Raw genomic sequence first — 15,075 nt, forward strand, 5'->3', positions numbered from 1 at the left:
CGGCCGGCGGCGATGCGCGGCCGCGCTCCCCGCCCCGAGCTTAGCCGGCCCATGCGGCCGCGCGCCTATGCCGTTGGGGCTGGTTCGCAGGCCGCGTGTGTCGGCGCGCATCGCGCCCTGCGACGGCCGCCGCGTTCAGTCTCGCGCCGCCCCGTCTTTGGGCGGCCGCGGGGGCCGCGATATACTGCGCGCTCAGCCCGCCGAGGGGCGCTGCGACCGTGACGGACACGGCCAGGCTCGGCGAGGCGCAGGTCCCAACGGCGCCCGGTTTGAGTCTTCGCGACTCGCCGGACCCGGCATCCCGCCGGCTCCCCCTGCACTGGAGCTAATCCGCATGAACGCTGTACCCAAGACCTTCTCGACCGAAGGCGATTACAAGGTCGCCGACATTTCCCTGGCCGACTGGGGCCGCAAGGAAATCGACATCGCCGAGCACGAAATGCCGGGCCTGATGTCGATCCGCAAGAAGTACGCCGCCGCGCAGTCGCTCAAGGGCGTGCGCGTGACCGGCTCGCTGCACATGACCATCCAGACCGCGGTGCTGATCGAGACCCTGCGCGACCTCGGCGCCGACGTGCGCTGGGCCTCGTGCAACATCTTCTCGACCCAGGACCACGCCGCCGCGGCGATCGCCGCCAGCGGCACCCCGGTGTTCGCCTGGAAGGGCGAGTCGCTGGAGGAATACTGGGACTGCACCCTGGCCGCGCTGAGCTTCCCCAACGGCCAGGGCCCGGAGCTGGTCGTCGACGACGGCGGCGACGTGACCCTGCTGATCCACAAGGGCTATGAGCTCGAGAACGGCGACAAGTGGGTCGACACCCCGTCGGGCAACCACGAAGAGCAGGTCATCAAGAACCTGCTCAAGCGCGTCCACGCCGAGCGCCCGGGCTTCTGGCACGAAGTGGTCAAGCACTGGAAGGGCGTCTCGGAAGAGACCACCACCGGCGTGCACCGCCTGTACCAGCTGGCCGAAGCCGGCAAGCTGCTGATCCCGGCGATCAACGTCAACGACTCGGTCACCAAGAGCAAGTTCGACAACCTCTACGGCTGCCGCGAGTCGCTGGCCGACGGCCTCAAGCGCGCGATGGACGTGATGCTGGCCGGCAAGGTCGCGGTGGTGTGCGGCTACGGCGACGTCGGCAAGGGCTCGGCCCACTCGCTGCGCGCCTACGGCGCCCGCGTCGTGGTCACCGAGGTCGACCCGATCAACGCCCTGCAGGCGGCGATGGAAGGCTTCGAGGTCAACACCGTCGAAAGCACCCTGGGCCGCGGCGACATCTACGTCACCACGACCGGCAACAAGGACGTGCTGACGCTGGAGCACATGTCGAAGATGAAGGACCAGGCCATCGTCTGCAACATCGGCCACTTCGACAACGAGATCCAGGTCGACGCGCTCAACGCCTCGGGCGCCAAGCGCCTGAACATCAAGCCGCAGGTCGACAAGTACACCTTCGCCAACGGCAACTCGATCTTCCTGCTGGCCGAAGGCCGCCTGGTCAACCTCGGCTGCGCCACCGGCCACCCGAGCTTCGTCATGTCGAACTCGTTCTCCAACCAGACCCTGGCCCAGATCGACCTGTGGGCGAACAAGGACAAGTACGAGCCGAAGGTCTACATCCTGCCGAAGAAGCTCGACGAAGAGGTCGCGCGCCTGCACCTGGAAAAGATCGGCGTGAAGCTGACCACGCTGACCGCCGACCAGGCCGCGTACCTGGGCGTGGCGGTGGAAGGTCCGTACAAGCCGGATCATTACCGCTATTGATCGCGGTTCGCCTTCGGGCGATGGGTCGTAAACGAGAACGGGCGCCTTCGGGCGCCCGTTTTTGTTTCTTACACGCGCCACACAATTCCAGCAAAGGCGATAGAGAAAATCTTGGAAGCAAGCACCAGCGCAACCACCGCTGCCGCAGACATACGCGACTCCAATCCCGTCGGCAACCAACAGCACATCAACGCATCCATGGCGAACACGAAGAGAATATCAGCGTTGATTCGAGAAAAATCTTCAACGCCAAGGCGCAGCTCAATAGGATCGCGACCGCTGAGAACGATGCTCCTGCTCGCACTGGCGCCGGTACGAACTCACTCTATATGACCAACGCATCCCCATAACTCGAACAAACCTCGTCATGCTCATCACCGGCCAGACGCTTACATCTCTCGACTGCCGCCACCAACTGCGAGCGCGCCAACTTAGCCCTCGAACCCGCTGGCAGCTTGGCCAGCGACCTCACAATCGAAGCCTGCACGATGTACCCATCGCTTCGATTGGCCGCATCAAGAAGCGGCTCGGCGACAGCATCAGCGCTCTCGCGCAGCAGGAACTCGAAACGCGACGCCACGGGTTTGCTGTGGGTCAGTTCCCACACGTAAACGTCGACCTGATCCTTGGCGTCGAGCGCCTTGAACCGGGAGAAAGCCTCCCGATCCGGAAGCGTGTTGAGTTGCCTACTCTGTCGGCAAGCGCGGTCGTTACAGCATGCCGATAAACAAAGCACCACAAGGATTCCTAGGGCCTTAGCCATCGAGCCGTTACCAAGAAACAAGGCAATAGATCGGCCGAGCAGTCGACACAGCAGGCCAGGATCATTCGATTACATGCACCTCGCCACGCTCGATCATCGCTTTTTCCGGAGCACCCGAGGTGCCAGTTTCAAACGAATTTCCCCGCATTCACGGTTGCCTTGTCCCCCCAACTCATAACAGCGGGCAATAGCTGCGGCGAGTTGGCCATCATCATCGGCAACCTGCAATCCACCCAGCTCCGCGAACTCCAGCAGCAAAGTGACATTGACGTCGAAGCTCTTTGTTCGGACTGCTTCGGCCAAAAGAACAGGCCCGACTTTCAACCCATTGCGATCCAGCAAATAGTCGAACCGCGAAGAAGATGGCCTGCGGTGTTCCAGCTCCCAGACCACTATGCTGACTTGCGTATGCGGCGAAGCTTCTGAAAATCCGATCGAGCTTGCTCCAACTCCATACTTTCCAGTCGGCGAAGCTCTTCCGGCTTCCCTTCCGCACACCCGGAAAGAAGAACGACGATGGATAATAAAAATAGAGCCGTGCTTATAATTTTCAATCGCAATCTGGCTACTGATTTCTGCATTCGCCTTTCTGCCTATTTCGCGAGGCACCTTACGCTTTTCTAATTCGCCCTATGGGCTATGCGGAGTCGTAGATAGATCTCGCTCTAACCGGGGACATAGCGATAGCTCATCGCTACCATCGACTTTTTTGCAATTATCAATGGCTTTCTCTATTTCGCCTGCCTGCAGGTCTCCTCTCAGCTCAGGAGGAAGATCGCGCAAAGCAACCAAAAGGTCTGTCGGAGCCCCCTCTTGCTTCGCTGTCATTGCTCGAGCCAGTAGCTCCTTCGCCACGGGCGGCCCATTTCGGAAAAGCAGACGACCATATGGCGACACTGACGGATGACTGTGCCGCATTTCCCAGAGGTACACACTGATTTGATCTCGAATAGGCATAGCCAAGAATTCATTCTCAGCTTCATGTTCGGGCAGCGAGGCAAGACGATTGTGTTTTTTGCACTCCCATTCCGGACAACAAGCGGAGATGAGTACACAAGCTACCAATAATCCAGCTTTTATTTGCAATCGCATCCGAGCCCATCCTTTTTTAGGTCCTGCCTAATTTTATCTTCAGTGGCCCTTGCCGCCCTCTCAAAGGCATTGCCGCGATAGCCATTCTTGATCAATTGATTGAGATAGCCGGAATAGAAAGAACCCACTCCTGCAGACCTGAATTGCATGGTGTGCGCAATCTCGTGACCGAGAAGAACGATGCCCGTTGCTCCCGTTGGATCGGCCCCGTTGGGCACATCCTCACGCACATGAATATCGTAGCGGTAGGTTTGACCATAGGTAGTTGAGCCGCGATCAAACCAGTCAGCGATAACTGTCCCATTCCAAATGGCGCCCCCGACATTGAATTTTGAGAAAGAAAAACCGTCATCGATATCGATTCGACTCAACGCATCTGTGGGGAAGTAGTTAGCCAAAAAATTAAATTCGCATTGCGTCAATGGGCGCAGACCCGAAGGATCAACGGAGCTAACCGGATTCCCCCCGACATAAGCATAGGTACTAAGCCCTCCTCGCAAACCGATTGGATCACTCTCAATGTAGCGCCCTGTGCTGGAGTCATAGTCCCGAAAATAGTTGTAGATCAGCCCACTGACGTTGTCGAACCGCTGCCCCGGAAACCGCATGTCGAACACGAACTTCGTACCATCGAGATCCGGGTCTTCATTCGGCGGCGTGTTGCCGAACACCTCGCTCTTGATGCTCCAGGTCCACACCGCCTTGTTGCGGTTCGGGTCGACCACGATTCGCGGCGTGCCCAGGTGGTCGGGCTCGATGTAATACAGCTTCTGCGTCGTGCCTGAACCTTGGATCACGCCGACCGGCAGGTCGTCCATCCACACGACTTGCTGCAGCGCGGTGCCCGAGTTGTCGTACTCGCCCAACCAGCTGCCATCCTCGGCATACAGCGCATGCCGGATGCTGGTGTCGTTGTAACGCCGCGCCTGCTGTCCCAAGCCGTTGTAGGCGTAGCTCATCTTCACCGCGCCGTCGACCTTGAATTGGGCCAGGCGACCCAGGTCGTTGTAGACGTATTGCTTGGCGGTGCCGCCGACGCTGGTGGTGTTGCCGGCCGCGTCGTAGGTGCGGGCGATGCCGGCGACGCTTTGCAGGCGATGGCTGGTGCTCGGGAACGTATAGCTCTGCGCCGCGCTGGCACCGCTCTGGAAGCTGGTGCGGTTGCCGGTAGCGTCGTAACCGTAGGTTTCCAGCGGCGTCGCGCTGGGACCGTCCTGGGTCTGGGTCAGACGGTTCAGCCGGTCGTGCTGGTAGCGCGCCAGGATGGTCGACTGGTTCTCCGTGCTGAAGCGGCTGACGTTGCCGACCTCGTCGCGGGTCAGATGCAGCGACAGGCCGTCGGGCGCTGAGCCCACCAGACGGGAGACGTCGTAGTTACGGTCGACGTTACGCGTCATCGGTTGGTTGTTGCCGTACGCCCAGCCCGCTGGCGGGCCGTAGGCCGCATAGCCGACGGCGGTCAACAGGATCTCGCGGGTCGAGCCGGGGCGGGTCACGCCGATCTGGGTAATCCGGCCGTGGTTGCCGCGCACGTAGTCCGCCACGCTGCCATCGGGATAGGTCACCGACTTCAGCGCGCCCGCCGCCGTGTAGTCGTAGCGCAGCGTCAGCACCGGGCCGGTGGTGACCACGATCTTGCGGACCATGCGGCCGAAGCGGTCGTAGCAATAGCGCAAGGCGCCACCGGTGCCGACGGACTGGCTCAGCCGTCCCTTGGAGAAGGTTTCCCCGGTCGGGCAGCCGGACGCGACCGTGTCGTAGGTGTAGGTCGTGCCCAGCACGGCGGTGGGGTAAGCCCGCTGGGTGAGGCGGCCCAATGCGTCGTAGCTGTACGTGGTGGCGATGCCGCGCGCATCGGTCCGCGTCTTGGTCTGGCCTGCTGCATCGTAGGTATAGCCGGTCACACCGGTGTCGGGACTGGTCAGCTGAGTCACCTCGCCGAACCCGTTGCGCGCGTAGACCGTGGACAGCCCCTTCGGATCGATCACCTTGGTCACTTGATCGAGCGCGTCGTACTCGATCCTGGTTTCCGCGTTGATCCGGCCGGTGCCGACGTCCTGCAAGGTTTTGACCAATCGTCCGAGCGGGTCGTAGTCCTGGTCGGTCACGCGGCCGAGCGCGTCGGTGGTCGTGTCCGGATGGCCCTCGGCATCGTAGGTGTAGCCGGTCGCGTGGTTCAGGCCGTCCTTGTAGGTCTGTACCTGGCCCAGGACGTTGAAGACGCGCGACAGCGTCGCCTGCACGGTGCCGGCGCTGTTCTTGGTGTCTTCGACCTTGCGGTTACCGGCGAGATCCAACGTGTACTGGACCGTCGCGCCGGAGCGGTCGGTCACGCCGGTCAGGCGCTGCGCGTTGTCGTAGGCGAAGGTGGTGAAGTTCCCGTCCGGAAGCGTGACCTGCTTGGTCAGGCCGGTGGGGAAATACTCGATCTTGGTGACCAAGTCGTCCGTCTCGACCGCGTTGTCGGTACCGCGCACCTTGGTGGCCGTCAGCCAGCTGCGGGGGTTGTACTCGGAGTCGGTGACCACGCCGTTGGGATCGACCACCGACAACACCCGGCCCTGAGGGTCGTAGCCGGAGATTTCGGTGACCAGGCCCGCCGCATCGATAGTCTTGCGCAGGTCGCCCTTGCGGAAGGTGCACAGCGTCGGCGTGGTCGCACAGGTGCTGTCGTCGCTGCCGTAGTACTCGAAGCGAGTGATGTCGTTCACGTCCATGCGCGGGCCATCCACCGACTTCAGCAGGCCCAGGATCGGGCAGGTGCTGTTGGCGGCGGCGACATCGGCGGCTTCGCAGTAGGCGTAGGTGGTGGTGCGAGTCACATTGGCGGCAGTGTCGCGCACGGCTACGGTGACCGGCTGGAGCCGGGTGTTGCGGGTGATCCGGGTCTCCTGGTTGCCGATGGTCGAGCGGATCAGGCGGTTGCTGGCGACATCGGTCGTCGCGGTGCTGACCCGCTGTTCGGGCTTGCCGACGGCCTCGGTGGTCGTGACGGTGCGCGCGAGCGCGCCGGTGACGGCGTCGTTGGCTTCGGCGTAGGCATATCCGGTCTGGATGCCTCGGCGATCGGTACCCAAACTGGCGCGACCGCGGAAATCCGTCGATTCGGTATTGTAGGTTTGGCTTACCGCACCACGACCATCCACCACATCGCTGACTCGTCGCGGCAACGCGCCGCTGCCGGTAGTGAGTCCGTAGGTCGTCTGTTGTCCAAGCGCGTCAGTCACGACAGCGCCCCCTTGCGAGCGGTAGCTCAGGGCGACGCCGTCGGCGCCGCCGTCGTGCTGGCTGGAGATCACCCGGCCATTGGCGTCGTAGGCGAAGGTGCTGTAGCGCTTGTTGTCCTCATGCGTTACCCCAGTCAGATGACGTGGGAAGCGGCTGTCTTCATAGTGGTACTTGTGCTGGCCGCCACCGGGAAACGTTACGGTTTCGACTTGGCGCCCTGATGTATACGTATAGCTGGCCAGGGTCGCTCCCCCCGACGTGATCGACGAGATAAGCGCATCACCGGAATTGCCGGCATAGTTGAACTTCACCGACCGGCCGGTCGAATGCGTCACCGAGTCCAGGCGGTCGTATGCGCCATAGGCATAGGTCAGCTTGGTCCCGTCCTCGGCCTGCCGCTCCACCAGGCGGCCTTGGCTGTCGAACACCAGGACCTCGCCTGGGCGATGCAGCAGCCACTGCGAACCCGAGGCGACGATCCGGTCGCCGCTGCTGTCGGCGGCAATGAAGGCGCTGCCGACCTTGGCGAAGCGCACCTGATAGCCATTGCCGCCGCTCAACCCGAGCGTGTCGGCCGAGAGGCTCAGCCGCAGGTCCAGCGAATGGGTCCAGCCCGGACCGAAACCGCCCGAACGCATGGCGATGCCGGAATGGTAGCTGCGGGTGAAGGCGATCCAGCCGAGATCGAAGTCGGTCTGGGTCTCGCTCTTCTCGCCGGTCTTGACGTTGCACGGGTTGCCGACCAGTCCGCGGAAGGCAGCGAACGCGGGCATCCCTTCCGTTTCGCAGCTCTTGATCTTGTCGGTGCTGATCGTCGCGACGAAGTCCTCGTTCACGCAGGCGCCGCGCTGGTTGCTCCAGTTCATGTGGGGCACCGGGCACTGCGTCCGCCGCGTGCGGGACAGCTCCATCGTATCCGTCATGTCCTTCACGCACGGATGGGTGTCGGTGTTGTCGCCGCTGAAGTACACGATGTCGAACGTGCGGTTCTCCAGCATTCCCGCGAACTGCGGATCGGGCGGCGTCCAGGCGGTGGACGCAGTGGCCTTCGCGGTGGCCGGGCACGCGGGGGCAAGCTCGTTGTAGAAGGCTTCCAATTCGGCGACCGCGAGCGCCTCCGTGGGGTGCTTCACGCCGGAGCCGACGGTGGCGTCGTAGCCCCACTCCGGATCCAAGGGCTCTTTCAGGCCCATCCAGTAGGTGATCGTGCCCTTGCCGTCGGCGCGCAGCAGGTTGTCTTTGACGACGGTGACGAACGTATACGGGTTGGGGCCTGGCCCACTGTAGGGCAGCGCCTTGATCGCGTCGGCGGCCTGCTGATAGGTGTTATGAGATTGGGCTTGACCGGTGGGAACGATGATCTTCCACGCGATCTGGCTTTCCTGCGCGACGGCGACCGGAACGAAAATCGCTGCGAGCCAGACCAAGGCGATCAGCGAAAACCAAGACTTGGCGCAGCGGCCGAATTTGCGCTGCGCGAAACGCGTCCCTGTGAGCATGTTCGAACCCGAGAGCTAAGGGCTGCGGCGCCGACGGTTGTGGCCTGAGCGCCGGGGCTATCGTCGTTGACCGCCCGCCGACATTTTCGTTATCGGTGCCGCAGAGATTCAAGTTCGAAAAAACCATGTTTTTTTGCTCACTTCCCGTGCATTTCCGCGCGGCGATCGCAAAGGAAAACGGACGCTTCGCAGCGTCCGCTTTCTATCCATCCGACATCGGCGCATCGTTCATGCGGTCCACCGACGGCCAACGCGACGCATCTCCTACAACGACAACCGCTCGCGCAACTCCCGCGACTGCCGCCGCGACACCTCGACCCGGCTGCCGTCCTTGAGTTCGAGTTCGTAGCCGTCGCCCACCGCCAGCTCCACCGACTTCACGCAGCGCAGGTTGACCAAAGTGTTGCGGTTGGCGCGGAAGAACAGCGATGGGTCCAGGCGCGCTTCCAGCGCGCTGAGGCTGCGCGCCAGCAGCGCGCATTCGTTGCGGAACCAGACTCGCGCGTAGTTGCCGTCGACGACGATGCGGTGGACTTCGCGCAGGGCCACGAACCAGCAGCGCTCGCCGTCGCGCAGGAACACCTGGTCGTCGGCGCCGAGCGGGCCGCGCGGTTCGCTCGGCGCGGCCTCGAAGGGCAGGCGTTGGCGCGCGCGCTGCAAAGCGGCGGCCAGCCGCGCGGGTTCGACCGGCTTGACCAGATAGTCCAGTGCGTTGGCTTCGAAGGCCTGCACCGCGTATTGGTCGTAGGCGGTGGTGAACACCACCAGCGGCGCGCTGTCGAGCCCGGCGATGACGTCGAAGCCGCTGCCCGAGGGCATCTGGATGTCGAGCAGGACCAAGTCCGGGTGCAAGCGCGCGATCGCCTCCTGCGCCTGCGGCACGTCCTCGGCCTCGCCGAGCACGTCGACCTGCGGCGATTGCGCCAGCAAGGTGCGCAGTTCCTGCCGCGCCAGGCGGGTGTCGTCGACGATCAGCACGCTCAAGGGGCGCAGGTTCATTGCGAAATCTCCAGTTGCGCCGTCACCCGCGCGCCGTGCTGGCGCAGTTCGAACGCGCCCGGCGGCGAGGCGTGGGCCAGGCGCGTGCGCAGGTAGGCCAGGCCGACGCCGCGGCGCACCGACTCGGGCTCGATCCGGCCGGGGTTGCCGACCTCGATGCGCAGCCGCCCGCCGTCGCCGCGCACACGCAGGCTCAGTTCGCCGCCGCCCGGGGTGCGGGCGATGCCGTGCTTGATCGCGTTTTCCACCAGCAGTTGCAGCGCCATCGGCGGCAAGCGCAAGTCGAGCGCGGCCGGGTCGATCTCGCGCGCCACCCGCAACCGGTCTTCGTAGTGCACCGATTCGACCGCAAGGTAATCGTCGACCACGGACAGTTCCTCGGCCACGCTGACGTGTTCACGCTGGCTGTGGTCGAGCGCGTGGCGCAGGGTCGAGGACAGCCGCGTGACCAGCTCGCGCGCGCGCTCGGTGTCTTCGTTGATCAGCGCGCGCAGGTTGTTGAGCGCGTTGAACACGAAGTGCGGGTTCAGGCGCGCGCGCAGCGCGTCCAGTTCGGAGGCGTTGCGCAACGATTCTGCGTTGAGCCGGGCGATCTCGCCCTCGCGGTAGCGGCGCATCGCCACCGTCCAGCTCCACAGCGCGGTCCACAGCGCCAGCGCCATCGCCGTCTGCGCCCAGTACATCAGCAGCATCGGCCAGGCGAAGCCGGCGAGGTTGTCCGGCCCGAGGTAGATCCAGCGGCCCTTGGCCGCGATCCACAGCGGCGGCACCAGCAGCAACTGCGACAGCGCCGCGCCGATCAGCACGCAGGCGAACAGGCGCGCGGCCAGCCGCAGCGGCCCCAGTTCGAACCAGTGGCGGCGATGGGCGATGCGGCGCATCAGTTGCCCGGCGACCCACAACTCCGCCGCCAGCGCGACCGCGATCGCCACCGCGCCGGACGTGACCCGGCCGAACGCCGCCGACATGCTCAGATTGAAGGCGCAGTAGCCCGCCCAGAACGCAGCGTCGATCAAGGCCGAACGGGTCGTGTCTCGCAACATGGATCGCTTCGGAATCGGTGTCGGAACGGATGGAGGAAAAGGCCGCCGCCGGGCCGCGGCGCGGCGGTCGCCTCGTGCGATCCGCCGCTCGCCGCGCGGGCGTTCAACCGGCGGGCTTGGGCTCGGCCAGGAAACCGCGCACCTGGTCCTGCAGCCACTGCGGATCGTCCCACATCAGGAAATGGTAACCGTCCTGGCTCATCTCGATGCGCACGCCGTCGAGCTTGGCGTAGTGCTGCCGGTACATCGCCAGGGTCGACTCGCGGGTGGCGCCGTAGCGGGCGCCGCCGACCCAGCCGGCCAGCACCAGGGTCGGCGCCTTGACCTTGTCCAGCTGCGGGCGCAGGTCGGTGGTCATCATCTCCACCAGCGCCTGCGCGGTGGTGGCGCGGTCGCTGGCCTCGCCCCAGCGGCGCAGCAGCGCGACCTTGTCGTCGCTCGCGGTCATGCCCTGCGCGGTGACGGCGATGCCGCGGTAGTAATGCGCCTGCGGCTGGTTCAGCACGATCGCGCGCATGCCCTCGGCCATCGGCCGGATCGTTTCCGCGGTCAGGGTCGGGCCGTACAGCGAGCCTAGGAAGCCCAGGGTGTCGACGATGACCAGCCTGTCGATCGCCTGCGGCCTGGCGATGCCCATCTTCAGCGCGAGGAAGCCGCCGAGGCTGTGGCCGATCACCACCGGGCGCACCAGCTTGCGCTGCTCGATGTACGCCAGCAGCTCGTCGCGCATGGCGTCGTTGTAGGCCGCGGTCTCGATCGGCGGCGCGCCGGCCAGGCCGGGGAGCTGGACGATGTGGCACTGCACCCGGTCGGCCTGCAGCGCGGCGCAGGTCTCGCGCCAGGTGTCGGCGCCGGAATTGAGGCCGGGGATCATCAGCACCGGCCGGCCCTGGCCGACGACTTCGATGCTCAGGTCCTGGAAACGCTGCGTGTCGGCCTGCGCGGCGCCGGCGGCGAACAGCGCGGCTACGGCGAAGACGATACGGCGCAGGGCATCGGCGCGGCGGAATGGCGGCATGACGGATTCCTCGGGGTGGCGGAATGGCGCCACCTTGCCGGGCCGTCGCACACGCATGGTGAGATCCGTGAGCAGTGGCGGCTGGGCCGGGCGAGCGGCGGCGGGATCGGACGAGCGGCGCCCGCCGCGCTCAGCCCGCCTGCCGCAGCGACCAGAAAGGTATATCGCGCCGCAGTTCGAAGCCGTTGCGCAGGTACAGCTCGACCGCGCGCGGGTTCTCGTGGCTGACGTGCAGGAACGGGATGCGGCCGCGCGCATGGTTGTCGTTGGCCAGGAACGCCAGCAGCCGGCGCGCGTGGCCGCGGCCGAGGAAGTCCGGATGGGTGCAGATCGCGCTGAGCTCGGTGTAGCCGTCCATGCCCATGCGCTCGCCGGCCATCGCCGCCAGGCGCCCGCCCTCGTAGATCCCGACGTAGCGGCCCAACTCCATCGTGCGCGGCCGGAAGTAATGCGGATAGACCAGCGCGGTCAGCGCCAGCACGTCCTCGCGCCGGTCCGCGCCGAGTTCGACGATCGGCGCCGCGCCCGCCACGGCGGGCACCGGCGCGCGGCAGATCATCTGCGCCAGGTCGGCGACCGGGCGCAACTCCCAGCCCGCGCCGAGCGCCGGCGCGCGGCCGAGCGCCAGCGCGGTGTCGCCCGCCGGCACCAGCGCCCGCAACGCGGCGTCGTCGACCGTCGCGTCCGCGGCCATGCCCAGGAACGGCGCCACCTGCGCCGGATAGCGCGCCACCGCGCCGTCGCCCAGCGCCAACGCGCGGTGGCGGCTGCGCAGGGAGGCCCAGATCGGATTGTCGAGTACGTCTTCGCTCATGCCTGGCGCCTGAAGGGACTGCCTGCAGGGATGGCGCCGCGGCCGCGCCGAGTCAAGCCGCGGCGGCGTGCGACTTTGGTCCTGGCCCCGCCCGAGCGATATTCCATTCCATCGCGATAAAGAGATATTATCCCCGCAACCCCTCGCCACGGCCCCGCCCATGCTGCCGATCAGCTTCGAGTTCTACCCGCCCAAGACCGACGAGCAGCGCAGCCAGCTCGACAAGACCGCGGCGAAGCTGCGCGCGTTCGCGCCGAGCTATGTCTCGTGCACCTTCGGCGCCGGCGGCTCGACCCTGAGCTACACGCCCGAGACCATCCGCCGCCTGCGCCAGAAGCACGCGCTCGACGCCGCCCCGCACCTGTCCTGCGTCGGCGGCACCCGCGGCGAGATCCGCGAGCTGCTGGCGCTGTACCGCGAAATCGGCTGTCGCCGCCTGGTCACCCTGCGCGGCGACCTGCCCTCGGGCATGGCCAGCGCCGGCGACCTGCGCTACGCCAACGAACTGGTCGAATTCATCCGCGCCGAAACCGGCGACCATTTCCACATCGAAGTGGCGGCGTATCCGGAGACCCATCCGCAGGCGCGCGACGCGCTGTCGGACCTGGAGAACTTCAAGCGCAAGGTCCGCGCCGGCGCCGACGGCGCGATCACCCAGTATTTCTACAACCCCGACGCCTACTTCCGTTTCGTCGACGACGTGCGCGCCGCCGGCATCGACATCCCGATCGTGCCGGGCATCATGCCGATCGCCAATTTCAGCCAGCTGCGCCGGTTCTCCGACCTGTGCGGCGCGGAGATCCCGCGCTGGATCGCCCAGCGCATGCAGGCCTACGGCGACGACGCCGACAGCATCCGCGAGTTCGGCGCCGAGGTCGTGGCCCGGCTGTGCAGCCGGCTGATCGAAGGCGGCGCGCCGGGGTTGCACTTCTACACGCTCAACCTCGCCAAGCCGACCTTGTCGGTGCTCTCGCGCATCGCCTGAGCCTGTAGGAGGGACTTTAGTCCCGAAGCTCTTGTTCCAGATCGCCGCGATCCGAACGAAGCGCATCGGGGCTGAAGCCCCTCCCACCCATCGGCCGCGTTCACCCTGCTGAAGCGACCCGACGCAACTCACAAAAATGCGCCGCGCCGCACCGCGGCAATGGCGAACTGCACGCGCAGTTCTCAGCTTGCGCTTGCCTTGCGACAAGTTCGGTCTTGAGCCGCGCGACCGCGTGCGCGCCCACTGGCGTCAGGATGCATCGCCACGACGAGCGATGCCCTCGCGACCGCCACCGCCGGCCCGGCCACGGGCCCCGCGGCGCGCAGCGGTCCCCAATGGAGAGTGCGCACATGAGTGTCCGCAACAAGCTCTTGCCGTTGAATTTCGCCATCGCCCTTTCGCTCGGCGCCGCCGGCGCCGCGGTCGCGGCCGAACCCGCGCCGCTGTTCTCCGCGCCGGCCAGCACGCTGGCGCGCAGCGCCGACGCCGACATCACGTTCAAGGCGGTCAAGGCCGAGCGCGCCGCGGTGCGCGTCGACCTGGTCCGAGCCAACACCGCGCAGGTCACCGAGACCCAGGACCAGTTGCTGCTCAACCTCGCCCCCGGCGTCAGCCTGAAGGCGCACAAGCTGCAGGCGCAGCGCAAGGCCGACGGCATCGTGATCTGGCAGGGCATGGTCGGCGACCCGAAGGCCCAGCTCAAGCGCATCAACCGGTTCACCGGCGCCGAGCTGATCGACAATCCGGAAGAGTCGGCGATCCTGGTGCGCCAGGGCGATCAGATGTCCGGCACCGTGCGCAGCGGCGGCAAGCTTTATCGCATCGATCCGCTCAAGACCGGCGGCCACGCGATCAGCCTGATCGACGAATCGAAGATGCCCGAAGACCATCCGGCCGCCTACGCCGCGCTGCCGTACACGCCGGTCAAGCTCGATCCCAAGTTCGACGAGGCCAAGGCCGGCGAGAAAGCGCCGAGCGTGGTGCGGGTGATGGTGGTCTACACCCAGGCCGCCGCCAACGCGGTCGGCAACACCCTGACCAAGGCCAACCTGGCCATCACCGAGAGCAATCAGAGCTTCGCCAACAGCGCGGTCAACGTGCGCTTCGAACTGGCCGGCCAGTACACCAACAGCTACGTCAGCGCCGGCTTCGATACCGACCTGAGCCGCTTCGCCGGCACCAGCGACGGCTATCTCGACAGCTATCACGCCACCCGCAACAGCATCGCCGCCGACGTCAACGTGCTGATCATCACCGACCCGGCGTACTGCGGCCTGGGCTATCTCAACTCGAGCGCGTCCAACGCCTTCAGCGTGGTCGGCGCGAGCTGCATGACCGGTTACTACAGCTTCGCCCACGAGATCGGCCACAACTTCGGCGCGCACCACGATCCCAGCAACGGCAACAACACCATCTACCCCTATGGCCACGGCTACTGGGGCCCGGGCAACGCCTGGCGCACGATCATGGCCTACAGCTGCGGCAGCAACTGTCCGCGCTTGAACTATTGGTCGAACCCGAACATCACCTACAACGGGGCGCCGATGGGTACGGCGGCGAAGAGCAACAATGCGCGCGTGCTCAACGAGCGCGCGGCGACGGTGGCGGCTTTCCGCTGATCTCGCGCACCGCGCGGCGCCTGGGGGGCGTCGCGCGGTGTTTTCGGGTTGCGTGCGTTGGGGGCGCGTGGGGGCTGTGAAACTCTCGCTGGGATCCTGTTGCCGCGGCTTGCGCCGCTCCTGCAGGGCCTCCGCCAGGTTTCGTATCTCCCTGTAGGAGCGACGCAAGTCGCGACCAACCGCAGCGACGCAGCCCCGCCGCCACGTCCCGAAGCCCCGCAACCCCCAGACCGTCATTCCGGCGAAAGCC

Annotated in this window: 10 protein-coding genes, 1 pseudogene and 1 riboswitch; of the genes and pseudogenes, 3 read left to right on the forward strand and 8 right to left on the reverse strand. The window is 65.6% G+C overall.

All coding sequences use genetic code 11. From position 1 onward, the window contains the following. Positions 1-196: 196 nt before the first annotated feature. Positions 197-273, forward strand: a riboswitch (S-adenosyl-L-homocysteine riboswitch). Between the two features lie 61 nt (positions 274-334). Beyond that, positions 335-1,765 (forward strand): adenosylhomocysteinase, encoded by a 1,431-nt coding sequence (gene ahcY / locus A7A76_RS22805; protein WP_206413463.1) that lies wholly within the window; start codon positions 335-337, stop codon positions 1,763-1,765. A 325-nt stretch (positions 1,766-2,090) separates the two neighbouring features. Here the strand turns inward: ahcY and A7A76_RS22810 are convergent, their stop codons facing one another. The 7 genes from A7A76_RS22810 to A7A76_RS22840 form a co-directional block, all read right to left on the reverse strand. Further along, positions 2,091-2,528 carry a hypothetical protein gene (locus A7A76_RS22810; protein WP_206413465.1) on the reverse strand — a complete coding sequence of 146 codons (438 nt, stop codon included), beginning with the start codon at positions 2,526-2,528 and terminating at the stop codon, positions 2,091-2,093. A gap of 93 nt (positions 2,529-2,621) precedes the next feature. Next, on the reverse strand, positions 2,622-3,137 hold the full coding sequence (locus A7A76_RS22815; RefSeq protein WP_206413466.1) for a hypothetical protein: 516 nt from the start codon (positions 3,135-3,137) through the stop codon (positions 2,622-2,624). Between the two features lie 467 nt (positions 3,138-3,604). Then, positions 3,605-8,347 (reverse strand): RHS repeat-associated core domain-containing protein, encoded by a 4,743-nt coding sequence (locus A7A76_RS22820; protein WP_206413467.1) that lies wholly within the window; start codon positions 8,345-8,347, stop codon positions 3,605-3,607. A gap of 264 nt (positions 8,348-8,611) precedes the next feature. Further along, a complete protein-coding gene (locus A7A76_RS22825; protein ID WP_206413468.1) occupies positions 8,612-9,346 on the reverse strand; it encodes a LytR/AlgR family response regulator transcription factor in 735 nt (244 codons plus the stop codon). Continuing rightward, the gene (locus A7A76_RS22830) at positions 9,343-10,389 is read right to left on the reverse strand and encodes a sensor histidine kinase (RefSeq protein ID WP_206413469.1); all 1,047 of its coding nucleotides are present in this window, start codon (positions 10,387-10,389) and stop codon (positions 9,343-9,345) included. Before A7A76_RS22830 ends, A7A76_RS22825 begins: the two co-directional genes overlap by 4 nt. Positions 10,390-10,492: 103 nt before the next feature. Beyond that, positions 10,493-11,407, reverse strand: a complete 915-nt coding sequence (locus A7A76_RS22835; RefSeq protein WP_241201136.1) for an alpha/beta fold hydrolase — start codon at positions 11,405-11,407, stop codon at positions 10,493-10,495. A gap of 130 nt (positions 11,408-11,537) precedes the next feature. After that, positions 11,538-12,221, reverse strand: a complete 684-nt coding sequence (locus A7A76_RS22840; RefSeq protein ID WP_206413470.1) for a GNAT family N-acetyltransferase — start codon at positions 12,219-12,221, stop codon at positions 11,538-11,540. Between the two features lie 160 nt (positions 12,222-12,381). On the opposite strand from A7A76_RS22840, the gene metF reads away from it, so the two are divergent. Further along, on the forward strand, positions 12,382-13,206 hold the full coding sequence (metF, locus tag A7A76_RS22845) for a methylenetetrahydrofolate reductase [NAD(P)H] (protein WP_206413471.1): 825 nt from the start codon (positions 12,382-12,384) through the stop codon (positions 13,204-13,206). Between the two features lie 12 nt (positions 13,207-13,218). Here the strand turns inward: metF and A7A76_RS27060 are convergent. Further along, a pseudogene (locus A7A76_RS27060) lies at positions 13,219-13,338 on the reverse strand (DUF6053 domain-containing protein); the annotation flags it as partial. A 218-nt stretch (positions 13,339-13,556) separates the two neighbouring features. Here A7A76_RS27060 and A7A76_RS22850 point away from each other — a divergent pair. After that, on the forward strand, positions 13,557-14,825 hold the full coding sequence (locus A7A76_RS22850; RefSeq protein ID WP_206413472.1) for a M12 family metallo-peptidase: 1,269 nt from the start codon (positions 13,557-13,559) through the stop codon (positions 14,823-14,825). The last annotated feature ends 250 nt before the right edge of the window (positions 14,826-15,075 follow it).

Source organism: Lysobacter enzymogenes (assembly GCF_017168095.1).
GTDB lineage: Bacteria > Pseudomonadota > Gammaproteobacteria > Xanthomonadales > Xanthomonadaceae > Lysobacter > Lysobacter enzymogenes_D.

Coding starts and splice junctions, on each gene's coding strand:
- ahcY (WP_206413463.1), top strand. CDS start 335: ATGAACGCTGTACCCAAGACCTTCTCGACCGAAGGCGATTACAAGGTC.
- A7A76_RS22810 (WP_206413465.1), bottom strand. CDS start 2,528: ATGGCTAAGGCCCTAGGAATCCTTGTGGTGCTTTGTTTATCGGCATGC.
- A7A76_RS22820 (WP_206413467.1), bottom strand. CDS start 8,347: ATGCTCACAGGGACGCGTTTCGCGCAGCGCAAATTCGGCCGCTGCGCC.
- A7A76_RS22825 (WP_206413468.1), bottom strand. CDS start 9,346: ATGAACCTGCGCCCCTTGAGCGTGCTGATCGTCGACGACACCCGCCTG.
- A7A76_RS22830 (WP_206413469.1), bottom strand. CDS start 10,389: ATGTTGCGAGACACGACCCGTTCGGCCTTGATCGACGCTGCGTTCTGG.
- A7A76_RS22835 (WP_241201136.1), bottom strand. CDS start 11,407: ATGCCGCCATTCCGCCGCGCCGATGCCCTGCGCCGTATCGTCTTCGCC.
- A7A76_RS22840 (WP_206413470.1), bottom strand. CDS start 12,221: ATGAGCGAAGACGTACTCGACAATCCGATCTGGGCCTCCCTGCGCAGC.
- metF (WP_206413471.1), top strand. CDS start 12,382: ATGCTGCCGATCAGCTTCGAGTTCTACCCGCCCAAGACCGACGAGCAG.
- A7A76_RS22850 (WP_206413472.1), top strand. CDS start 13,557: ATGAGTGTCCGCAACAAGCTCTTGCCGTTGAATTTCGCCATCGCCCTT.